The sequence below is a fragment of the Dolichospermum compactum NIES-806 genome, assembly GCF_002368115.1.
In the GTDB taxonomy this organism is placed as follows: Bacteria; Cyanobacteriota; Cyanobacteriia; order Cyanobacteriales; family Nostocaceae; genus Dolichospermum; species Dolichospermum compactum.
The window spans coordinates 3,619,496-3,642,592 of the sequence record NZ_AP018316.1 but is presented as its reverse complement, the minus strand read 5'-3'; the positions used below and the strand labels follow the sequence as shown (position 1 = coordinate 3,642,592).

Annotated in this window: 19 protein-coding genes and 2 rRNA genes (1 of these 21 running past the window's edge); 12 read left to right on the top strand and 9 right to left on the bottom strand. The window is 38.8% G+C overall.

What is annotated here, in order from left to right:
- The first annotated feature begins 181 nt into the window (after positions 1-181).
- A complete protein-coding gene (miaA, locus tag CA730_RS17145; RefSeq protein WP_096669117.1) occupies positions 182-1,075 on the top strand; it encodes a tRNA (adenosine(37)-N6)-dimethylallyltransferase MiaA in 894 nt (297 codons plus the stop codon).
- Between the two features lie 39 nt (positions 1,076-1,114).
- On the opposite strand, the gene CA730_RS17140 is transcribed toward miaA, so the two are convergent.
- The gene (locus CA730_RS17140; protein ID WP_096669115.1) at positions 1,115-2,488 is read right to left on the bottom strand and encodes a gluconeogenesis factor YvcK family protein; all 1,374 of its coding nucleotides are present in this window, start codon (positions 2,486-2,488) and stop codon (positions 1,115-1,117) included.
- Positions 2,489-2,636: 148 nt separating this feature from the next.
- Between CA730_RS17140 and ruvC the strand changes: the two genes are divergently transcribed.
- Complete coding sequence (gene ruvC / locus CA730_RS17135) at positions 2,637-3,128, top strand: crossover junction endodeoxyribonuclease RuvC (RefSeq protein ID WP_096671602.1); 492 nt, start codon at positions 2,637-2,639, stop codon at positions 3,126-3,128.
- 24 nt (positions 3,129-3,152) lie between these two features.
- Here ruvC and CA730_RS17130 read toward each other — a convergent pair whose 3' ends face one another.
- Complete coding sequence (locus CA730_RS17130) at positions 3,153-3,341, bottom strand: hypothetical protein (RefSeq protein ID WP_096669113.1); 189 nt, start codon at positions 3,339-3,341, stop codon at positions 3,153-3,155.
- A gap of 6 nt (positions 3,342-3,347) precedes the next feature.
- Complete coding sequence (locus CA730_RS17125) at positions 3,348-4,661, bottom strand: proton extrusion protein PcxA (protein WP_096669111.1); 1,314 nt, start codon at positions 4,659-4,661, stop codon at positions 3,348-3,350.
- A 58-nt stretch (positions 4,662-4,719) separates the two neighbouring features.
- Here CA730_RS17125 and CA730_RS17120 point away from each other — a divergent pair, with 58 nt between their 5' ends.
- Positions 4,720-6,888, top strand: a complete 2,169-nt coding sequence (locus CA730_RS17120; RefSeq protein WP_096669109.1) for a hypothetical protein — start codon at positions 4,720-4,722, stop codon at positions 6,886-6,888.
- 170 nt (positions 6,889-7,058) lie between these two features.
- Here the strand turns inward: CA730_RS17120 and CA730_RS17115 are convergent, their stop codons facing one another.
- Positions 7,059-7,448: a hypothetical protein gene (locus tag CA730_RS17115; protein ID WP_096669107.1), complete on the bottom strand. Its 390-nt coding sequence runs from the start codon at positions 7,446-7,448 to the stop codon at positions 7,059-7,061.
- A gap of 326 nt (positions 7,449-7,774) precedes the next feature.
- Between CA730_RS17115 and CA730_RS17110 the strand changes: the two genes are divergently transcribed.
- Positions 7,775-8,095, top strand: coding sequence for a hypothetical protein (locus CA730_RS17110; protein WP_096669105.1), 321 nt, complete (start codon positions 7,775-7,777; stop codon positions 8,093-8,095).
- A gap of 59 nt (positions 8,096-8,154) precedes the next feature.
- Here CA730_RS17110 and CA730_RS17105 read toward each other — a convergent pair whose 3' ends face one another.
- Entirely contained in the window at positions 8,155-8,451 is a 297-nt protein-coding gene (locus CA730_RS17105; RefSeq protein WP_027401012.1) for a DUF2103 domain-containing protein, read from the bottom strand.
- Between the two features lie 5 nt (positions 8,452-8,456).
- A complete protein-coding gene (gene clpS, locus CA730_RS17100; RefSeq protein ID WP_096669103.1) occupies positions 8,457-8,780 on the bottom strand; it encodes an ATP-dependent Clp protease adapter ClpS in 324 nt (107 codons plus the stop codon).
- Between the two features lie 218 nt (positions 8,781-8,998).
- Between clpS and CA730_RS17095 the strand changes: the two genes are divergently transcribed.
- Positions 8,999-9,436 (top strand): DUF29 domain-containing protein, encoded by a 438-nt coding sequence (locus CA730_RS17095; protein WP_096669102.1) that lies wholly within the window; start codon positions 8,999-9,001, stop codon positions 9,434-9,436.
- Between the two features lie 56 nt (positions 9,437-9,492).
- On the opposite strand, the gene CA730_RS17090 is transcribed toward CA730_RS17095, so the two are convergent.
- Positions 9,493-11,517, bottom strand: a complete 2,025-nt coding sequence (locus tag CA730_RS17090; protein WP_096669101.1) for an FAD-dependent oxidoreductase — start codon at positions 11,515-11,517, stop codon at positions 9,493-9,495.
- 134 nt (positions 11,518-11,651) lie between these two features.
- Between CA730_RS17090 and CA730_RS17085 the strand changes: the two genes are divergently transcribed.
- Complete coding sequence (locus CA730_RS17085) at positions 11,652-11,876, top strand: helix-turn-helix domain-containing protein (RefSeq protein WP_096669099.1); 225 nt, start codon at positions 11,652-11,654, stop codon at positions 11,874-11,876.
- Entirely contained in the window at positions 11,869-12,750 is an 882-nt protein-coding gene (locus tag CA730_RS17080) for a hypothetical protein (protein ID WP_096669097.1), read from the top strand. The genes CA730_RS17085 and CA730_RS17080 overlap by 8 nt, the downstream gene beginning before the upstream one ends.
- Here the strand turns inward: CA730_RS17080 and CA730_RS17075 are convergent, their stop codons facing one another.
- Positions 12,751-13,629 (bottom strand): DNA-methyltransferase, encoded by an 879-nt coding sequence (locus CA730_RS17075; protein ID WP_197705456.1) that lies wholly within the window; start codon positions 13,627-13,629, stop codon positions 12,751-12,753. It lies immediately after the preceding gene.
- A gap of 141 nt (positions 13,630-13,770) precedes the next feature.
- Positions 13,771-13,911 (bottom strand): transcriptional regulator, encoded by a 141-nt coding sequence (locus CA730_RS17070; protein WP_035081865.1) that lies wholly within the window; start codon positions 13,909-13,911, stop codon positions 13,771-13,773.
- A 151-nt stretch (positions 13,912-14,062) separates the two neighbouring features.
- On the opposite strand from CA730_RS17070, the gene CA730_RS17065 reads away from it, so the two are divergent.
- The 5 genes from CA730_RS17065 to CA730_RS17045 all read left to right on the top strand — a co-directional run.
- Positions 14,063-16,396, top strand: a complete 2,334-nt coding sequence (locus CA730_RS17065) for a tetratricopeptide repeat protein (RefSeq protein WP_096669093.1) — start codon at positions 14,063-14,065, stop codon at positions 16,394-16,396.
- Positions 16,397-16,798: 402 nt separating this feature from the next.
- A complete protein-coding gene (locus CA730_RS17060) occupies positions 16,799-16,993 on the top strand; it encodes a heavy-metal-associated domain-containing protein (protein ID WP_039202527.1) in 195 nt (64 codons plus the stop codon).
- A 577-nt stretch (positions 16,994-17,570) separates the two neighbouring features.
- The gene (locus CA730_RS17055) at positions 17,571-19,046 is read left to right on the top strand and encodes a S8 family peptidase (RefSeq protein ID WP_096669091.1); all 1,476 of its coding nucleotides are present in this window, start codon (positions 17,571-17,573) and stop codon (positions 19,044-19,046) included.
- Between the two features lie 336 nt (positions 19,047-19,382).
- Positions 19,383-20,869 (top strand): 16S ribosomal RNA (locus CA730_RS17050).
- Positions 20,870-21,159: 290 nt separating this feature from the next.
- Positions 21,160-23,097: ribosomal RNA gene (locus CA730_RS17045) — 23S ribosomal RNA — on the top strand; it runs 888 nt beyond the window's last position.
- Together the 16S and 23S rRNA genes form the textbook arrangement of a ribosomal RNA operon.

The following is a 23,097-nucleotide window of genomic DNA, read 5'->3' as shown; positions in this document are numbered from 1 at the left end:
CACAAAAGCCTTCCTGCCGTCTGTAGCGCAATTTGATGGAAAATTTATAGAGGGGTTGTAACCCTACACCGCAGGGTGGAAGTCAAAAGTAATATGCAATAAGCTTTTTAGAAATTGATAGGGGAAATTCCCTATTTTTTGTTCTTCTTCCCACTGATAACTGACAACGAACAACTGACTAATGACTAAATTAATTGTAATTTGTGGAGCGACAGCGACGGGTAAATCTGGTTTGGCTTTGAGTTTAGCACAAAGGTTAAATTCTGTAATTCTGAGTGCGGATTCTCGTCAAGTATATCGTGAGTTTGATATTGGGACGGCTAAACCAAATGTGGTTGAACAAAAATCAGTTCCCCATTATTTAATAGACATCTGCAAACCAACTGAAATAATGACATTAGCAGATTATCAGGAACAAGCACAAGCTTTAATTGCTAGATTGGGGGTTGAAGCACTGTTGTTAGTTGGTGGAACTGGTTTATATATTCGTTCCATTGTGCAAGGAATGAAGATTCCTAGAGTTGCACCACAACCAGAATTGCGATCGCAATTAGAATCTTTAGGACAAGTTCAACTTTACCAGATACTACAACAAGTTGATCCCATTGCTGCCCGAAAAATTCATGCTAACGATTTGGTGCGAACTTTAAGAGCTTTGGAAGTTTATTATACAACTGGTATACCGATTTCTGAACAGCAAGGAGAAAACCCACCAGATTATCCAATTTTGCAAATTTGCTTAGATTCCGATGCAGAACATTTAGATGTGAGAATTCGCAAACGAACTGAGCAAATGATAGCAGATGGCTTAGTTGGTGAAGTTGAATATCTTTGTCAAAAATATGGTAGTGATTTATCTTTATTAAATACTTTGGGATATCAAGAAATTAAGCAATATTTAGCTGGTGAACTTTCTTTAGAAGAAGCAAAAGAATTAATTGTTTTACATACCAGACAATTCGCTAAACGTCAACGCACTTGGTTTAGACAATCTCCTAATCTTGAATATGTTAATATGGGTAATTCTGATTTATTAGAAAGTGTTTGGCAACGAATTAATCAATTTGTCGGATAGCTAACGGGATGTCAGCCCCTGACCCCTGACCCTCTGCCTTTATTTCATCTGATGCGCTCCACTGTACCATTTTAATAAAACTTTGGCTAATCTCTGCGGGTCATGGCGAACAGCACCATTTTCATCTTCAAAGAGAATATTAGCAGGAACTATTCGCCGTCCTAATTGGGTGACAGATTCTCGGTCTAAAAAAACTGGATGGGCGTTTTGTTGGGCATAACGGATAAGTGCTTGGGCTGATGGCATTTTTTTATGAACTAATACGGCATCGAATAACCTTCTATTGCCACAAGCGTCATCTATTGCTTGAATATGTTCAGCAACACTATATCCATCAGTTTCTCCTGGCTGGGTCATAATGTTGCAGATATAGATACGAGGTGCATTGGTAGCGGCGATCGCATCAGCAATTTCTTGAACTAACAAATTAGGAATTAAGCTAGTGTAAAGACTACCCGGACCAATAATAATGTAATCAGCTTCTTTAATGGCTTTAATTGCCGCAGGAACTGCCGGTGGATTTTCAGGAATACAGCCAATTTTGACAATTTTCCCCGCAGCTTTAGGAATATTGGACTCACCCTCAATGCGACGACCATCTGTCAATTCTGCCCAGAGACGGACATCGCTAAGGGTAGCAGGTAAAACTTGTCCTCTCACCGCCAATACTTTAGAACTGGCAGCGATCGCTTCCACCAAATCCCCAGTAATATCAGTCATGGCAGTTAAAAACAAATTACCAAAACTGTGACCTGTTAAACCATCTCCCGCCCGAAAGCGATATTGAAATAATTCCGTCAGTAATTTTTCTTCATCTGCTAACGCCGCCAAACAATTGCGGATATCACCCGGTGGTAAAACGCCAAATTCTTCGCGCAGTCTCCCAGAAGAACCGCCATCATCTGCTACCGTGACAATAGCAGTAATATTAGCACTATAAGTTTTTAAGCCTCTGAGTAAAGTTGAAAGTCCAGTCCCACCACCAATAACCACAATTTTCGGACCCCGGTATAAACGACGATGTGCCAATAGGACATCTATCAACTCCTCTTCATCACCAATAGGTCTGAGAACTTCCGTAATTGAACCAACAGTGCGGGATTGTCCCCACAGCACCAACAGCAGACCAGATAACAGGAGTACAGGACCGCTGATATAGTTGGGTAAAATGTCAGCCAGGAAACCAAAAAGACCTTTCAGCAATTCCAGTATCCAAAAAATCGGGGTTAATTTTACCCAAATAGCTAACCCCAAACTGGCTAAGAAAACACCCGCAATACTGATAAGTAACCAGCGTTTCACAGCTAATCCAGGAGACAACCATTTGCACCATTGGTTAATCCGATAGGAAGTGCGACCTTGGGACTGTAGCTGTAGCGAATTAATGGCTTGTTTCAGAAAACCGATAAACATACCTAATAAGGAAAGTTGGTACAAACAATATTTAACAAAAATCAGGAGTCAGGAGTTAGGAAGCAGGGGGCAGGGGCAGATTGCAGGGGGCAGAGTCCAAGAATTTTCCCATTACCAATTACCAATTACCCCAGTTATCAAGAATTTTATGAAAAAACGAATTTTAGGAATAGATCCAGGACTAGCAACTGTGGGATTTGGGGCAATTGATTGGCAGCAAAGTCAAACAAAAGAACAACAGACAACGGTACAGATGGTTGATTTTGGCGTAATTCGCACCAGTGCCGATATGGAAATGAGTCAACGACTATGTACATTATTTGACGATTTACACACCGTCATGGAGGATTTACAGCCGGATTTAGTAGCCATTGAAAAATTATTCTTTCATCGTATGGCAAATACCATTATTGTAGCACAAGCCAGGGGTGTACTTATGTTAGTTTTAGGACAGCGTAAACTCCCTTATGTGGAATTTGCACCTCCCCAAATTAAGCAAGCTTTAACGAATTATGGTAAGGCAGATAAGGCAGAAGTGCAAGAAGCTGTGATGCGGGAATTGGATTTAGATGAAATTCCTCGACCTGATGATGCGGCAGATGCTTTAGCGTTAGCATTAACGGCTTCGTTTCAGTTGTGACTCGTGTACAAAGAGAATAATTAACTAAACTGGAGAATAATTAACTAAAGCTGGTAAATTCCATTTTCCTATCTGACATTCTGGGGAAGCAAGTTCTTGATTGGGGAGTGGTTGTATGCCCACAATCAAACTAGTACCGCTTCGCGTCACGGCGGTACTAGCCATAAATATTGGTAAGCTAATAGTAATGTTGGCAAAATGCTGGCTATTCATTCATGGCTATTCATTCATGTTATGGTAGGTAGCAACGGCAGAAGGTGAAATCCGATTTAAGTAACGGAAAATCCAATATTTGAAGATCGTATCTAAAATTACGGGAAATGTGGCAATAAATAAGAAAATAAAATCACGATTGGCTGGTAATCCCCAATGTCGTGATATTCCTTCTAAGAGAACTTCCCAACCGTGAGGAGAGTGGAAACCGACAAAAACATCGGTAAATAAAATGATAATAAATGCTTTAGCACTATCACTTAAACCATAAACTACGTTATCAAAAAATTCTTTGAGGACTGCGATAGAACGCTTACTAACAAGTAATAAGATGGTGAAGGTAATTACTGCGAAAATATCAGCAAATACATTTTTAATAGCATTATCACTTTCTTTACGAAATTCCTCTTTGACTTCCTCTGCTTTCTTCTTTATTTTGAGTTCTAATTCTTCGGCAGTAAGGGGAGGTGCATTACTAATTAAGGCTTCAAATTTGATTCTTTCTTCAAATCTTTGTAATGCTAATAATCCTTCTTCTTCCATTTCTCCATTTAGGAAAACTTCTACTGTTTTATCATGGCGAAAATGTTCTACCAATGGACCAACAATTAAAGCCTTGGATAATTGATGAGTTAGAAGAGGAACGATAATTATTAAAAGTATAAACCGAATTGAGATAATACTTCTTTGTTGAGCTTTCCTAAAATTTTGAACTACATTTTGTTCAGATTCTGGATCTAATTCTACCTGTAGGCGAGTGATTGTGCTTAAAATTGAACGTGGTAAAATACCTGTTGTGTTAGTTTTTCCTTTTGGTGGGTTTTTGTTGGCTTGATTTGATGTTTTAGGAACAAATTGTTGGGAATTAACTAAATCTGTGGATGGTGCAACAGGTGAAGAGTTGGAGTTGTTATAATTTGTATCTATATCATTATTAGTATATTTGGAGGTAACTTGATCAATGAATTCTAGTTTCTCTAAAATTAATGCGGGGCTAGAATATTCTATACCCAATTTTAGGGCAGCTTTTTGTTTAGATTCATTCGCAAACCACCGACTAGCTTTAAATTCTGTCAGCCGCATTTGCACAGTTTTTAATAACTTTCGCAAATCTCCTTGAAAATAATCCATGACACTGGCACTGTGTATGGTAAACTCGGAGTCTATTTTGTTACCATTAAAGTGTTGATCTTCAATTTCCTTAATTTTTATAGCTGCTTGATAAGCTGTACCTAAAGAACGTTCTGGTGTCAGTAGATACCATTTGTAAGCAGACAATAAAAAGGGGTATATTTTTTGGCTAGACACGGTACTTTTCATCAAGACGATTATTTGGGATTATCTACTAAATTCTTAAACTTAAGTTAACGCAAAAACCATGGTTTCTGATTCTCTTTGGATTTTTGGTACTAGTCGTAGTGGTAAAACTACTCGCTTGGTCAGCTATTTTGATGCTTGGTTGCAAGTTAATAATCAAGTTTCTGGTTCATTTTATAATAAAAATATTAACAATTCTCAAACCCAATCTATAGATAAAAATTTAAATTTACACCAAAAAGAACTAGGTATTTTATTGTTAGTTGCTAATGATGATAATCGCAGGGAATTAGCTGATAGAGTTACTACTTTAACACTGGGAAAATATCCTATTCGTGTGAAAACGGCTTTGGGTTTTTTCCAAGATGAGGTAATTTTGTTTTGGCCTTTGCTAATTGATTTATTGTCAATCAAAGCACAATTTCCGCTTAGATTGCGTCCTGAAACGGAACAAGAGTTGGCGACGAAACTCTGGAGTTCTCAGTTAAATTCAGAAGTTTTGCGGCGTGTAGGTATGAATGATAATCGGTTGGTTAGAAGGATTCTAGATTTATGGCAATTGGCAGCTTATAGCGGTGTATCCTGTGAAGATATTCCTCAAATATTCCAAAGTGGTTTAGAAGATAATTCTATCAATTTAGAACCGGAATTTTTGGGTTTTTTACTACTAGATTGGCGAAATTGGTGTTTAGAAAAAGGTTTATTAACTTATGCGCTAATTACTGAATTGTATCACCAAAAATTATTACCTGATGGTAGCTATCAACAGCATTTAAAACACCGTTATCAAGGGATAATAGCAGATGATGTGGATGATTATCCGGCGATCGCCGCCAACTTATTTGCATTTTTGTTAGATGCTGGTGCTGTAGGGGCTTTTAGCTATAATCCTCATGGGGCTGTCCGTTGGGGTTTAGGAGCAGATCCTGAGTATTTATACCACTTATCTGGGCGTTGTCAAGTAGAAACTTTAACTTCACCTCCTGTAAATAGTTTGGGCTATACTCTGACTGAGAAAATGGTAAAATTGGTCACACAGCCAATGACGATATTGAGTTTACCCAGTTGTGTACAACCTATTCAAACTAATTCCCGCGCCCAATTATTACGCCAAACAGCCGAGATTATTATTGCTGGGGTGCAGTCCGGGGAAGTAGCAGCGGATGAAGTAGCGATTATTGCACCGGGTTTAGATGCGATCGCTCGTTATACTCTAGTAGAAATATTAACTAAACAAAATATTGAGGTAGAATCTCTCAACGAACAACGCCCTTTAATCAGTTCTTCAGTGGTGAGAGCATTACTTACCCTCATGGCTCTAGTTTACCCCGGTTTGGGGCGGTTAGTAGATAGGGATGCAGTGGCGGAAATGTTGGTGGTTTTGACTCAATATCAAACCCAAAATGGCGAGGAAAAAGAATTCCATCATTCTAAAATAGATCCGGTGCGGGCTGGGTTAATCGCTGATGCTTGTTTCGTTCCCCACCCCGACACACCCAATTTATTACCAGTGAAAACCTTTGAACGCTGGGATAGAATTGGCTATATTGCCACTCAGGCGTATGAAGATATATTACAATGGATTGGCAAACAGAGAGAGGAATATCACCAGCGACTTCTCCTCACCCCCATTTTTCTCCTCTACAAAGCCATTCAGGAGTTTCTATGTAAGGATAAAAACCCTTCATATCAAGAATTAGCAGCATTAAGAGAATTACTAGAAACCGCTCAACATTATTGGGAAGTAGATACTCGCTTAAAACAAAATAATAATCTATTGCTTTCACTAGATACACCTGAAACCCTTAGTATTACCATTAATGAATTTATTCAACTGTTGCGACGGGGAACAATTACTGCAAATCCCTACCCTATCCGTCCTCTCGGTAGCACTAGAAAAGCAGTCACTTTAGCAACCATCTTTCAGTATCGTGCCAGTCGTAAACATCACCGTTGGCATTTTTGGTTAGATATTGGTTCACCACTGTGGGCAAAAGGTGGTGCAGCCACTTTATTTGGTGCTACTTTATTTTTACGGGATAGGTTAGGACAACCTTGGACAGCAGCAGATGAACAACTAGCTGAAGCACAAAGATTACAAAAAATTGTCGCCGATTTACTGGCGCGTGTGTCTGATAAATTGTATTTATGTCATAGTGATTTAGCTATAAATGGACAGGAACAAATAGGACCATTATTACCTTTAGTTAATTCTTGTGAAGTAGTATAAAGAAGAATTCAGGAGTCGGAAGTCAGGAGGAAGAATTGAAGAGAGGCAAGAATAATATTAAATTGACCACATAATTAAATTCGGTAACCAAATGGATTACTATAGCTATAAATAAAACCTCCAGATTAATTTCTAGAGGCTGTCTATTCAAAATTTATTTACAGGCTTTTTTAGCAATCTGCACTTCCACTTCCATTAGCAGAACTAAGATCAGTAGGAATTATCTTAGTTCCTGATTGATTTAAACTAAATGAACCAGAAGGGTCTGCTTTGAATACGGCTGGGCTAATTCCGGGCGTTGATGCTGAAGAGTTATACAAAATAAACTCTCCGGGATAAGTACCACTCTCTCCCGGTTGTAAAGTTTGTTGTTTGAGGGGTGACTTCTCCCCAAAATTATAAAAAATCCTTGGTGCTTCTGTATTATTTTTAAGTGTAAATCCTCCAACAATATTAGAAGCTTGTTCCGAACTTAATTCCGATAAACAATTTTCATCAGAACCAATTAAAGAAGCATCTTTTTTTGTCTGAGAAGTCGTAAAATTTGCTTGCAACATCATCTTAATATCTCCAAAATAACATAGTTGGAATTAACCTGCTATAAACAGCTTATGCTTTAATTAAAGTAATTTAACTAATCCTAAGTTAGATATTTTAAATTAACCCTAAGTTAGATGACTGATATCAATATGATGAGCTTTTTGTCAGAAAATGCCGCAATAACAACGTAATTGGTAAGATATTTCTATTCATTAGGTATTGGGATTTGTAAAGAAAGTTGTTGAGGGATTGCAGTTTGTAACTATTTTGCACAACTCTCCAGCATATTCCTTTAGACTAAATTTCCATAGGAATATAAAAATATTGAAAATGGAGACAAAAACCAATGCCTACGGTAAATTTATGTTGCCATGAATTTGTGGTGGCTATTTCCTCAATCGCTTGTATTGTCGGTCTATGGTTATTAAAAGATGAAAATAAAGCCATAGATGATTTCCAAGAAACAGAACAAAGTCTCTTAAGAATGAGTTTTGCTTACTGGTTAGTTTATTGCTTCGCTTTTGGGATGGAAAAAGTATTTTTATTTGACTGGGAAGCTGTAATAATAACTTTGAGAATCACTACAGCTTTGTCATATTTCTTAACATTTTCTTGTATTTTGAGTTTACCATTACATAAGTTTGCAGTTCATAAAATTGAAGAATAATCAAAAGTCAAGGTTAGAACTGAACTTAGCTCCAACCTTGCTATTTGTAAATTCATAATTTAGGCAATTCTCATAGCAATAGCGATCGCACCTTCGAGTTCATCCTGTAGTAAAGTTGTGAGGATAAACACCTCCTGCACCGTCTTACCTTGACGAGCAATGATTTTATAGCCACCACGAATAGGTACAGACACCCGCAACTGCATTTTTGGTGCATGACCCTTAGCTCTACCAATCACCGCAGGTGTAACAGTCCCAATCCCATGCTGTTGACACAAACGTTCTAAAATAGGAATTAGACCAGGAATATGGGTAGAATGATTCCAAACAAGTCTACCATCAGTAGGTTTTGACATAATAATTAGGCTGCTTCCAGGGGAGCCATCGTCAACCCAGCCCGACGTAGTTGTTGGTGGTATAATTCCGCTGGTTCTTGCGGACCTGTCCAGACAATCGCTTGTCCTTCATAGTGTACCTGATTAGTGAGATCCCAAGCGCGATCGCCCGACATCCCCGGAATATACTTCATCAAGCACTCAGCCACGTGCTGGAAAGTATTGAAATCATCATTCAACACAATCACCTTATAATTAGGATAGGTTTTCCGAGTCACTTGATTAACCCGGTCAGGTGTCACAGTTGGTGCTGAAGCCATACTGTACACATCTACAATTCTTGTCACCATAGAAAAATCAGCCAAAAACGACATTGTAAAAACTGACATTACAAATAACTAGTTTAATCCATTGCTGGCTGAGTTAGTAGTCAGACACAAGCCAATAATGTGTAAAAATATTAATTTATATCTATGAAGTAATTGAAATTTTACCTTTTAATTACTTCGTATATGAGATATAGAATACAATTAAACTAAAAATAGATAAACCTATAATAGGTGCGAAAATGAACACCTTTCTCCTCTACACAAGCGACTTTCATGCTTGGACTCAAGAACAGGTTAATTTACTCAAAACCCAACAATGGGATACGTTAGATGCTGTCAACCTAATTGAAGAATTAGAAACATTGGGAAGAAAAGAAAGACAAGAATTTAGAAATAGATTAGCTGTATTGCTAGGACATTTATTGAAATGGCAATTTCAAGCAGAAAAACGCAGCAGTATTTGGTTGAGTACAATTCGAGAACAACGGATTCAAATAAAACTACTTTTACAAGATAGTCCCAGTTTAAAACCTTATTTAGAAGAAGTTTTTCTCACAGCTTATGAATTAGGTTTAGCATTAGCAATGAGAGAAACTCAATTAGGTCAACAGATATTTCCCCAAATATGTCCTTATACCTGTGAACAAACTCTCAATTCTGAATTTCTTCCAGATTAAATTTTAGATCCCCGACTTCTTGAAGAAGTCGGGGATCTTGTGCAATCATATTTTACCTACCGCCAATCATCCCAATTTTCATTAAAAATAGAAGTATCAGGAAAAGCCGTAGGATTCCCATTCGCTTCCAACAACTTTCTTAACATTTGTAATTTTGGTTCTTGTTGAGGTAAATCATCAACCAATTGATATGGTGCAATTCCTTCTTTTAGTGCAAAACTAGCCACAGTTCCCGCAGCCGCACCAGAAGACCATTCAAAAGAATGAACCCGATAAGCAGCCGCCGCAATATGACTAGTAGCAATACTTTTTCCCCCTACCAATAAATTATCAATTTTTTGGGGAATCATTGCCCGTAAGGCAATTTGAAAAGGATAAGCAAGTCCTGCACCCCGCCTTTCCCCCGCACGTTCCTGATTACCCTGTGCTTCGACTGGACTTTTTGCCATACAAGGATGAAAATCTATGGCATAATGACCAATACCCACAGCATCAGGGTAAATTGTCGAACGACTCCGGCGAATAACTTTTTCTGGAGTAATTTCTCCCCTAATTACAGATGTCGCTTCCAAACCAGACACCGTTGCTTTTAGATTGCGATACATATTTGCCGGCAAAGTTTTTCGATAATATTCATCATTATAATTACGCCGAGAAATATCAACTTCCCAAATACCAAAACCTTCCGGTTGTCCCCAACTTGGACGACCAATAATCCGTCTTCCTTCCCGCATATAAGGGTATTTAGATAAACCATGAACCGTCCCCATTGGCGAATCTAAACCTGTTAAAAATCTGATATTTTTTTGCGGTTTTTTCACACCATTACCCAACTGAGAATCTGTAGTTCCCCCATACAACCAATAAAAATAGGAAAATGCTTTTTCTTCAGCTTTACGCAAAGTTTCTGTGCGTAGTCCACCTTGCCAACCTCCAGGTTTTAACTGTCCATAATTTTCTAGTTGTTGACGAGAATAAATAAGATTATCTGCGGCTGTTCCTGGTCGGTAATCATTTCCCCAAGTCCAGTTTTGCATAGAAATATCCCCCGGTGTAGGCGCAGTAAATTTCACACCATTAAATGTAGTTGCTTGTCCTTTTTGCGGACTCCAAATTCGGCGATAGGTAAAGACTAAATCAAAGTTGGCTAATCGCTTTAATTCATAACTAAAATATGGTGAATATTGTAAATAAAATGGTGGCATTGTTTGGCTTTGGTATTCTTTTGTTGCCTCCATTGCAAAAGTATAAGTGAAACCTTGAGGACAATAAGGATCATTTGTCGTGCTAGAAGATGAAGGTTCAAGATAGGAACGGGCATCAATTCCTAGCCGATAAGGAACATCTGCTAAAGCAATAATTTCACCAGTTTCACTTGTGTCTATAACGTACCATTTTCCAGAATTATTTTGAGATTGTTTAGGCAGAAAACGAATAATAGTTTTACTCAATTGTGATGAATTTTTATAACTATAAGCATCTTCAATAGTTTGAGATAAAGGATGAGTATTTAAAGGTGGTTGATTCTTTGCTGGTTGATGTTGAATAGCTATGGCATTATTAATAATTTTGCCATCTTTGCTAATTCCTAAATCTTTAATTACTGTATTGGGAAACCATTGTAATTTTCCTCTACCTTTTTTTTCAGCATCTTTGAGCATTTGTGTCATGATCTTGTGAGCATCACGAGGCAGAAAACAGGAGTCACTTACCCAACAATCACCAGGATTAAGTTTGCCATATTTGCGTTCAATGCGGTTTCTTAATTCGGAATAACCGCGAGAATAGAATTGTTTAGCTCGTTGAGTTGGTCTTTCGTCTAACGCAGATGTCCCTTGGGAGGAGATTTGTCCCCCCAACCAGTCAGTTATTTCTGTTAAACAAACTGTGCGTCCTACAAGTAACCCTTCATAAGCTGTGGCTACTCCAGAGAGTCCACCACCCACAACGAGAAGCTCACAGTTGACGGTCTTATCTGGGGTACGTAGAGGGGTAGCGGTCACGGGATATAGCGTGATTAAGGTGGTAAATAGGCTAAAGCTGATGAATGATTGCAAGTCTTTTTTGTATCTACGTCTCATGGTTTCTGCACTCTATACACTACTACGTCAAATTGTAGACGGTAGCGCCGGGGAAAGGTTCATACCTGATTTTATATGATTATGGTACTTAAAGTCTGTGGACTTAAAAACATCAATGGCTTTTAATTGTCTTTATGACAACATCTAATAGTAAAAATATCCAAAAAAAATTTGGTAGTCGTCTACGTCAAATTAGGCAAAATATGGGACTATCTCAAGAAGAATTAGCGCATTTATGTAACTTAGACCGCAGTTATATGGGAGGTGTAGAACGCGGAGAAAGAAATATTAGTCTTGTGAATATCCATAAAATTGCAGATGCATTAAATATTTCACCTAGAGAGTTTTTTAATGACTAATATTCCTGATAATATAAGACTGAAGGAGCTTGCAATTATTGCCAACTCAAATAAGCTTTTTTTTGATGATTTTATCAATTTTATACAATCAGAAAGTTATAGAAATCTACATGAATTTGTTACTGAAAAGGATTCATCTAAAGCACAACAAGTTTTACTAAAATATTTACAGCGTAAAGTTGCTAACGACTTAAATTTATATGACGGAATTGCTCGTCCATATCCTCAAAGTAAAGCAAAATGGCTTTTTTTAGGTTGGATTTTTAGAGATGCTCCTATACAAAGATTACAAAACATACTCAAAAATATTGATGGGACAGCTAATGAGCGTAAAGCAACACTCTTAAATCATGTACGTGAATATGTATCTGCTATTTTACCTGAACCAGAAAGATGGGAATGGTTTCCTATCTGTGAAGTTATAATGGAACGCTTAGAAGGAAGCCGTCGAGCCATAAAAGGAAATTTATTTGAAGCAATTATTCGCACAAATTTGCAAGAAATATTTAAAACTAATAAGATCAAACTGGTAATTGGCGAAACTCAAATTAAACTTGGTGGTGAGACTTATGATGTAACAATTATGGGAGAAAAAGGAACTATATTAATTCCAGTTAAAACAAGAGAAACAACTGGTGGTGGTCATGCTCTACTTTTTACTAGAGATATTAATCAAGCCATTGAAAAAGCGAGAAATGATGGATATAAATGTATTCCAATTATCATAGCCGAAGCGTGGAAAATAGATTTTGATTCACTGAAATCTCCAGAATTTATTCACATTGATAAAAATCCCAATCAAATAATTGAAGTAGAACAATTACTCAATTATAAACTTAAAGAGATTTTACATATTTTTCAATCAATTGAATAATCATGTTGAAAAAATTCTCTTGGTAGCAATTTTACAGTAATCTTCATTGAGTTCAATACCAATAAATTTACGCGCTTTCTTCATAGATACTAACCCTACTGTACCAGCACCAAAAAAGGGATCAAGAACTATTCCCCCTTCAGACGAGCCTGCTAAAATACATGGTTCTATTAGTTGTTCTGGAAAAACAGCAAAATGTGCATCTCTAAATTTAGATAAAGGAACTTCCCAAACAGTTCTTTTATTTCTACCTTTGGGATGAAATGCTTGATCCCATCTTCCGTTATGTAAATTAGAATTACCTGAATTTTTGCCTTGTTCTGGAGTTCCTCCTTTTTTACCTAGATGATTGCGTCCTCCTCGCATTTTACTATTTTCTGAAAAAGTTACATGAGGTTCACGAATAGCATCTGCATCATAGTAATACTTGGAACTTTTTGCAAATAAAAACATATATTCATGATCAGTTGTCGGACGATTTTTCACAGAAGATGGCATAGCATTTGGTTTATACCAGATAATATCCGATCTTAAAATCCATCCTCTTTCTTTAAGAGCTAATGCCAGTTTCCAAGGGAGTCCTGCTAAACTTCCATCTATATATTTATCACCTAAATTTATCCAAAGTGTGCCATCTTCTTTTAAGACTCTTTTAACTTCATCAAATATTTCTAAGAGTCTGTTTATATATTCATCTGGATTTTCTTCAATGCCAATTTGCTCTTCTGTACAATAGTCACGTTGTCCATAATAAGGAGGACTGGTAATCACCGTTTGTACTAATGAATTTGGTAGCTTTTTCAGAGATTTTAAAGCTTCCCCATTGATGAGAAAATTTGCTTGCTCGAAATTAACTTCACCAATATCTTCTATTTTCACTATTAACTTTCGATCTAAATCCGCAAACAGTGGTAGATTTGCTGTTATGTAATCCAGCACAGAATTTACTTTAACTCTTAGATGGTATTTATAGTCATTCTAAACTATTCCAGCCTTAACAACAACCAGACGGTAAAATTTTTACTTTGTCTTGCTGCTGCGACTGAGAGCTAATTTAATTTCTACTAGTGCTGCTTCCTCTGGAGTTAGTTCCAGAAATTCTGTGACTGTTCCAACTTTCCAACCTTTAGTTTCTAGAAGTTCTCTCTTTGATTGTTCCATAATTCCATCCTCGAATAGCGAATAGCTCTCCCCAAATCTGTTAATATCAAAAAACCCCATAGAAATCCAGTCACCCTACAACAATCATCTATCATAGATGGCATATAAGCACACCGCTGTAAAAACTAACCACCGGATAGGGAAAATAGTGATGAAGAACAAAAACCCCTTATACTCAAATCTAGCTTTAAAAAGCGCCATTTTCTTGTCACCCTTGCTGCTATCAACGGCTTTTATCAGTGGGTATCTTGTACCATCTGCTACGGCTCAGGTACTATCAAATCAGGAACGGGAAGAATTAGCACGACTGCGACAAGAAACCCGCACTCAAAAACAAGTGCAATCTGATTTTGAACGAGCTTTTACTCGCACGAATACCTTACTCAATATCTGGTTGACTATTTTAAGTTTATTTCCTGTGGCTTTAATTGCCATATTATGGTTTTTTCGTCGAGCCGTAATTCGGGAAATTGGAGAAAGAGCAATGCAGCAGATTCAAGGAATTGAAAATTTGCAAACTCAATTAACTACAGTTCAAGCAGAAGCAAAACAACTGATTCAAAAATCTAAAAACACTACTCAAGAATTAGCACAGGAAGTTAATGCTCTTAAACAAAAAATTCAAGGTGAAGAAGAAAATTTATCTATTCTTTTATCTGATTTACCCAAGTCAAAACAAGAGTTTTTAACAGCTTTGGAAATTGAAGTTAAATCTGCTCAAGAGAATATCAGTAATTTAGAGTTTAGATTAAATACTCAACTAGAACAATTAACTTTATCTGCTCAACAGCAAAAAATTACAATTGACAATATCAAAAAGTTAGAACTTGAGTTATTTTCTCAATTTACCCAACTCAAATCAGAAGTTGAAAATCAAAAAGATATTGCTATTAGTGATATTGAAAAATCTCGCGCTGGGTTAATATCTCAATTTCAAGGGTTAGAGTCAGAAACTCAACAAGAGAAATTTCATATTGTTGAGAACTTAGCAAAACTACAATCAGAATTTAATAATGAATTATCTCAATTTGAATTAGATGTTAAAACTCAAAAAGATATAGTTCTAGATAATATCGAAACCCTTAATAATATATTTAAATCAGACATTACTGAATTAAAAACTGATATCCAAGTTCAAAAATATCAATTGCTTGAAGATTTAGCTGTATTACAAAGCGAATTTTCTCACCAACTAAGAGAATTACAAAATACAGCTATTCAACGACAACAGCAAATTATTGAGAATCTAGAAAAATCTGGAGGAGAATTTACATCTCAGTTTTCAGATTTACAAAATGATGTGCAAAAACAGCAAGTTACTGTTCTAGAAAATCTGCAAAACTTAGAAATTGAATTTTCTCACCAACTAAGAGAATTACAAAATACAGCTATTCAACGACAACAGCAAATAATTGAAAATCTAGAAAAATCTGGAGGAGAATTTACATCTCAGTTTTCAGATTTACAAAATGATGTGCAAAAACAGCAAGTTACTGTTCTAGAAAATCTGCAAAACTTAGAAATTGAATTTTCTCACCAACTAAGAGAATTACAAAATACAGCTATTCAACGACAACAGCAACTAATTGAGAATCTAGAAAAATCTGGGGGAGAATTTACATCTCAGTTTTCAGACTTACAAAATGATGTGCAACAACAGCAAATTACTATTTTGGAAAATTTGCAAAAGTTAGAAATTGATGCTCAACAACGTAAAGAGATAATTCTCAAAGAGTTAGCGGAAATTACACCTACAATAGAAAAAGCACCAGAAGCATTACAACCACAAGTTTCTATTGATGATTATCTCCAACAAGCAGAAATACTATTTTCAGAAAAACGTCATGAAGATGCTTTAGCTATTTATGAACAACTGATTAAAATTCAACCTGAAAGTCCAGAAAATTGGCTAAAGCGTGGAATAATCCTCAATAGATTGAAACGTTATAAAGATGCTATAGCCTCCTATAATCAAGCTATCAAAATTAATCCTGAATATCATCAAGCTTGGTGTGATATTGGTGTAGCTTGTGGAAATTTAGGAAAACATCAAGAAGCATTTAACTGTTTTGATAAAGCTACTAAAATTAAACCTGACGATGGAGTTGCTTGGATAAATCGTGGGTTATCTTTGCTAGAATTAGAACGTTATGAAGATGCAGTTGGTTCTTTTGATAAAGCTTTAGAATTTCAACCCAACTCTCCTAAAGTCTGGGATAAACGGGGTTACACTTTGGTAATGTTGGGAGAAGATGATGAAGCAATTACCAGTTTTGATAAAGCATTAGCAATTAAACCTGATTATCCTATTGCCTATTACAACAAAGCTGCCTGTTATGCACTACAAAGAAAAATTGAATTAGCTTTAGAGAATCTGCAAAAAGCTATTGAATTTAATCCCAGTTATCGAGAAGATGCTGCAAGTGATATTGATTTTGATGAGATTAAAAATGATCCAGGTTTCCAAACATTAATTCAGAGTTGATGCTAGGAAAACTACATTGTTAAAGTTTTTATCGGGTTTCCTTGTGTCAACCGCACGTACTGTTTTTTGAACTTAATAATCTTCATCATATACAGCAGTTTCCAATGATATGAGTTACATCTTAGCCGCTTCATTGTTTTACTCTCTATAGGTAGATGACAGTGAGAACCAAATTTTTATAGTACAAAATTACTATATTAGTGTTTAGCTGTCAACTACCACAGGGAACAGGTTAAAATCCGCGCAGTAGAACCAGCTTTGTTAGCACAAACAATCAACAATTGTTCTACCTTGACTAATTAATTTAGAAAATTTAGGATATACTGTTTTTTCAAGCATAATGCAGTCAGTTAAGACGCATATTTTTGTGACTTTTAATTGAGTTTTCACTCCTTTTTACCTATGACAATTAAACTCACTATCCCTGGAATGGCTTGTTCTGCTTGTGCTAGTAATATAACCAAGGCAGTTATAGCCATTGACGCTAATGCTATTGTGGAAGCTGATACCAAAACCAAGTTTGTCAATGTAGAAACTCAAGCTTCGGAATCTGTTATTAGAGAAGCTTTAATTGCTGCTGGTTATCCACCTTCTTAGCAAGATATCTCAAAGTAACAAACATTTCCTAACCAACGTTCAAATGATTTGATAAATTAATACATCACTACTGCTATCATAAAGCAAAGTTTTTATCTCCAAGCCTGTATGCACTAAAAAACCTGCTCTTGATTGCCTTTTATATCCCCAGCTTATTCACAAAGTTGGGGATTTTTGTATTTACAGCACTTCCTGATGTTATGAGGCACAGTTTTTTATCGCCAAACCAGTAGGGGTGCAAGGACTGCGCCCTCTATTGTATTTCATTAGAGCGGGAATTGTTGTATGACCGATAATAAATCATTATTTGTAATATCAAATAACCATGATTTTGTCATGAAATTATATTTTTGCTATATACAATTAATCGTTATGTCATCAAATATTAATTTATTTTTTCCTGGAATTATTTATTAAATATTAGTTTATTCGTGATTAAAATATCTTTTTATATTACCCGATTTATAGTAATAATTAAAAAGAAGAAATAACCAACAATTTCAAATTATTGTATTTGCAGATTTTGACAAAATCACTTTGTCAAAAAAATATTGCTATTCTTAAGGCTTAAATACTTATGTCATTGGATTTTTATCAAAACATCTCCTCTCAACAAGAAATCAGTTACACCGCTATTTCCCAAACAAATCCCCTTCAAAATCCCACCGACAATAGTATAAGTTGGGGTAATCATAGTAATTCTTCTCAACATAATCTAGAAACAAACTCCCCTATAGCTAGTAATAGCAGCTATAACTCTAATAATGGCTATGGCCTAGTTAACGCCGAATTAGCAGTCAGTAAAGCCGCAGGTGTTAGTCCCTATACGGATTCTCCTAACTTGGGTAGCAATAACTGGGGTGCGGATCTAATCAAAGCCCCCACAGCTTGGAATAACGGATATACAGGACAAGGAATTATTGTTGCCGTACTAGATACAGGCGTAGACTACAACCATCAAGACTTAAAAAATAATATTTGGAGTAACGCCAAAGAAATAGCTGGTAATGGAATAGACGATGATGGTAACGGCTATATTGACGATGTTCAAGGTTGGAACTTTGATAGCAGCAATAATAATATTTTAGACAACAATGGTCATGGAACCCATGTTTCAGGAACTATAGCCGCAGAAAACAACAGTATTGGAGTTACTGGCATAGCCTATAACTCTAAAATTATGCCAGTTAAAGTCCTAGATGCCAATGGCTCAGGTTCTTACTCAAATATCACCAAAGGAATTTATTACGCAGTTGATAATGGCGCAAATGTAATTAACCTCAGTCTAGGAGGTAATTCCTCTAAGGATACGCTCAAATCAGCCATTGAATATGCCAGCAGCAAACACGTAATCGTTGTCATGGCAGCAGGTAATAATGGTGATCCAGTGCCATCCTATCCTGCCCGCTACGCCTATAATTCAGGAATTGCCGTAGGTGCAGTCGATAAAAATAATAAGCTTGCAGACTTTTCCAACCGTTCTGGTTCTCAAGAAATCACCTATGTTACCGCCCCAGGCGTTGATGTCTACTCCACAATACCTAATAATCAATACGCCAATTACAATGGCACATCTATGGCAGCCCCTCATATTGCTGGCGTAGTCGCTCTCATGCTTAGTGCTAACCCTAACTTAACTGATATCCAAGTTCGCCAAATTATTATCAGTACATCTGCAAATAGCACTAATCCTCCAGATTCAACAACCCCTACACAACCGGGTTTAAAAATGCCATCTCTCTTCCCCCCTCTAGACTCTTTTTTTCCTCTAGAACTAATCAGTATAGTATCAAAATTACCTTTGGGTCTCCAATCCCAATCCCCAAACTCTATTCCCCTTGCTTCCGTCATCGTCTCCATTAGCAGCGAAAATAAGTTAAAGTTGCGTTTCGATAATCTGGAAACATCACCCACACAGCAGTCCAGCTACTCTAACGAAAAACCAACAAATCCCTTCCTTATTCAACTAACACTGCATTACTACGACAGCACTGCAAGCAACAACCTTGAAAATAGTCTTGAGAATCAAGATGATGAAAATTTTTGGACATAATTCAACCTACCTCACCGGAAAAAATACAGCACTATCCCCAAAAATGGACTAATCCAAATAAACTGTAGCCAGAGAAAATCCTTTCCAGTTAACCATTTCCAGCTTTCCGTCCCAACAAATTACCCATCCTCTAAAAAATATTTGCCAAACCCCTTGACAGAAAGAGAAAGGATTGATATATTAGATAAGTGCCGAAAAGAGAAACAACTTCCGGCAACTGAACCGAGAAAAAATAATACTTTGAAAGAATAGATTAAACCAATCCTCGTCGTAAAGATAATTGAAAGAGGGTTCGAGATTTTAACTAATTTCGGAGCCAACAAACTCGAAAGAAACAAAATGGAGAGTTTGATCCTGGCTCAGGATGAACGCTGGCGGTATGCTTAACACATGCAAGTCGAACGGTCTTTTCGGAGATAGTGGCGGACGGGTGAGTAACGCGTAAGAATCTACCTTCAGGTCGGGGACAACCACTGGAAACGGTGGCTAATACCGGATGTGCCGAGAGGTGAAAGGCTTGCTGCCTGAAGAAGAGCTTGCGTCTGATTAGCTAGTTGGTGGGGTAAGAGCCTACCAAGGCGACGATCAGTAGCTGGTCTGAGAGGATGATCAGCCACACTGGGACTGAGACACGGCCCAGACTCCTACGGGAGGCAGCAGTGGGGAATTTTCCGCAATGGGCGAAAGCCTGACGGAGCAATACCGCGTGAGGGAAGAAGGCTCTTGGGTTGTAAACCTCTTTTCTCAGGGAAGAACAGAATGACGGTACCTGAGGAATAAGCATCGGCTAACTCCGTGCCAGCAGCCGCGGTAATACGGAGGATGCAAGCGTTATCCGGAATGATTGGGCGTAAAGGGTCCGCAGGTGGCATAGTAAGTCTGCTGTTAAAGAGTCACGCTCAACGTGATAAGAGCAGTGGAAACTACAAAGCTAGAGTATGGTCGGGGCAGAGGGAATTCCTGGTGTAGCGGTGAAATGCGTAGATATCAGGAAGAACACCGGTGGCGAAGGCGCTCTGCTAGGCCAAAACTGACACTGAGGGACGAAAGCTAGGGGAGCGAATGGGATTAGATACCCCAGTAGTCCTAGCCGTAAACGATGGATACTAGGCGTAGCTCGTATCGACCCGAGCTGTGCCGTAGCTAACGCGTTAAGTATCCCGCCTGGGGAGTACGCAGGCAACTGTGAAACTCAAAGGAATTGACGGGGGCCCGCACAAGCGGTGGAGTATGTGGTTTAATTCGATGCAACGCGAAGAACCTTACCAAGGCTTGACATGTCACGAATCCTGTAGAAATATAGGAGTGCCTTAGGGAGCGTGAACACAGGTGGTGCATGGCTGTCGTCAGCTCGTGTCGTGAGATGTTGGGTTAAGTCCCGCAACGAGCGCAACCCTCGTTTTTAGTTGCCAGCATTAAGTTGGGCACTCTAGAGAGACTGCCGGTGACAAACCGGAGGAAGGTGGGGATGACGTCAAGTCAGCATGCCCCTTACGTCTTGGGCTACACACGTACTACAATGCTACGGACAAAGGGCAGCTACACAGCGATGTGATGCGAATCTCAGAAACCGTAGCTCAGTTCAGATCGAAGGCTGCAACTCGCCTTCGTGAAGGAGGAATCGCTAGTAATTGCAGGTCAGCATACTGCAGTGAATTCGTTCCCGGGCCTTGTACACACCGCCCGTCACACCATGGAAGTTGGTCACGCCCGAAGTCGTTACCCCAACCTTTTGGAGGGGGATGCCTAAGGTAGGACTGATGACTGGGGTGAAGTCGTAACAAGGTAGCCGTACCGGAAGGTGTGGCTGGATCACCTCCTTTTAGGGAGACCTAATCCATTTAGATTGTCGAGAGCAATGTCAATTGCTAATAGAAACTAAATTGGTCTAACCTAGGTCGGTCGAGATTGGTAGATATCTTTCAAAGTATTATTCGGCTTAGTTCAAAAATTGAATTTTGGATCATCACTGAATCAAAGTCAGCACCTAACCATAACAGTTAGACTGCTGGGTGAAATTCCAGCCAGAACCTTGAAAACTGCATAAGAGAAAGAGAAATAGCAGGCAGACACAGACATTGAATGGATGTGAAAGCAAACAAGAAAAAATTGTGGTCAAGCTAATAAGGGCTAATGGTGGATACCTAGGCACACAGAGGCGAAGAAGGACGTGGTTACCGACGAAATGTTCCGGGGAGTTGGAAGCAAACTATGAGCCGGAAATATCCGAATGGGGCAACCCTATGTACTACCTGTTGAATATATAGACAGGAAAGAGCCAACCCAGCGAACTGAAACATCTTAGTAGCTGGAGGAAGAGAAATCAAACTAGAGATTCCCTAAGTAGTGGTGAGCGAAAGGGGAAGAGCCTAAACCAAGGGATTTATCCTTTGGGGTCGTGGGACAGCAATATCGAATCACTGAGGTTAGACGAAACAGCTAAATACTGTACCAGAGGAAGTGAAAGTCTTGTAGTCAAAAACCAAAGGATAGTAGCTGAATCCCGAGTAGCATGGAGCACGAGGAATTCCATGTGAATCAGCGAGGACCACCTCGTAAGGCTAAATACTACTGTGTGACCGATAGTGAACAAGTACCGCGAGGGAAAGGTGAAAAGAACCCCGGAAGGGGAGTGAAATAGAACATGAAACCATAAGCTTACAAGCAGTGGGAGTCCGATTTAACGGATGACCGCGTGCCTGTTGAAGAATGAGCCGGCGACTTATAGGCACTGGTAGGTTAAAGCGAAAATGCTGGAGCCAAAGGGAAACCGAGTCTGAAGAGGGCGAAAATCAGTGTTTATAGACCCGAACCCTGGTGATCTAACCATGTCCAGGATGAAGCTTGGGTAACACCAAGTGGAGGTCCGAACCGACCGATGTTGAAAAATCGGCGGATGAGGTGTGGTTAGGGGTGAAATACCAATCGAACCAGGAGCTAGCTGGTTCTCCCCGAAATGTGTTGAGGCGCAGCGGTTGTGATTAAATCTGGGGGGTAAAGCACTGTTTCGGTGCGGGCTGGGAGACCGGTACCAAATCGAGACAAACTCAGAATACCCAGAGAACACACAGCCAGTGAGACAGTGGGGGATAAGCTTCATTGTCAAGAGGGAAACAGCCCAGACCACCAGCTAAGGTCCCCAAATCATCACTAAGTGATAAAGGAGGTGAGATTGCCTAGACAACTAGGAGGTTTGCCTAGAAGCAGCCACCCTTGAAAGAGTGCGTAATAGCTCACTAGTCAAGCGATCTTGCGCCGAAAATGAACGGGGCTAAGTGATGTACCGAAGCTGTGGGATTACTAAAAATAATCGGTAGGGGAGCGTTCCGTCGTAGGTAGAAGCAGTAGCGGCGAGCAGCTGTGGACGAAACGGAAGTGAGAATGTCGGCTTGAGTAGCGCAAATGTATGTGAGAATCATACACCCCGAAACCCTAAGGGTTCCAGAGCCAGGTTCGTCCACTCTGGGTTAGTCGGGACCTAAGGCGAGGCCGAAAGGCGTAGTCGATGGACAAAGTGTCAATAGTCACTTACTGTTCTGTGGGAGCATAAATAGGGACGCATGAAAGATAGCCATACCCTGATTGGTTTGGGAGGAGTTTACGAACTCCGAGTGGTGAAGGATAGTGCCAAGAAAAGCTATATATGTGATGAAGATAGAACACCCGTACCCGAAACCGACACAGGTAGGGAGGTTGAGAATACCAAGGGGCGCGAGATAACTCTCTCTAAGGAACTCGGCAAAATGGCCCCGTAACTTCGGAAGAAGGGGTGCCCACTGTATAAGTGGGTCGCAGTGAAGAGATCCAAGCGACTGTTTACCAAAAACACAGGTCTCCGCCAACTCGAAAGAGGACGTATGGGGGCTGACGCCTGCCCAGTGCCGGAAGGTTAAGGAAGCTGGTCAGCGAAAGTGAAGCTGGCGACCGAAGCCCCGGTGAACGGCGGCCGTAACTATAACGGTCCTAAGGTAGCGAAATTCCTTGTCGGGTAAGTTCCGACCCGCACGAAAGGCGTAACGATTTGGATGGTGTCTCAGAGAGAGACTCGGCG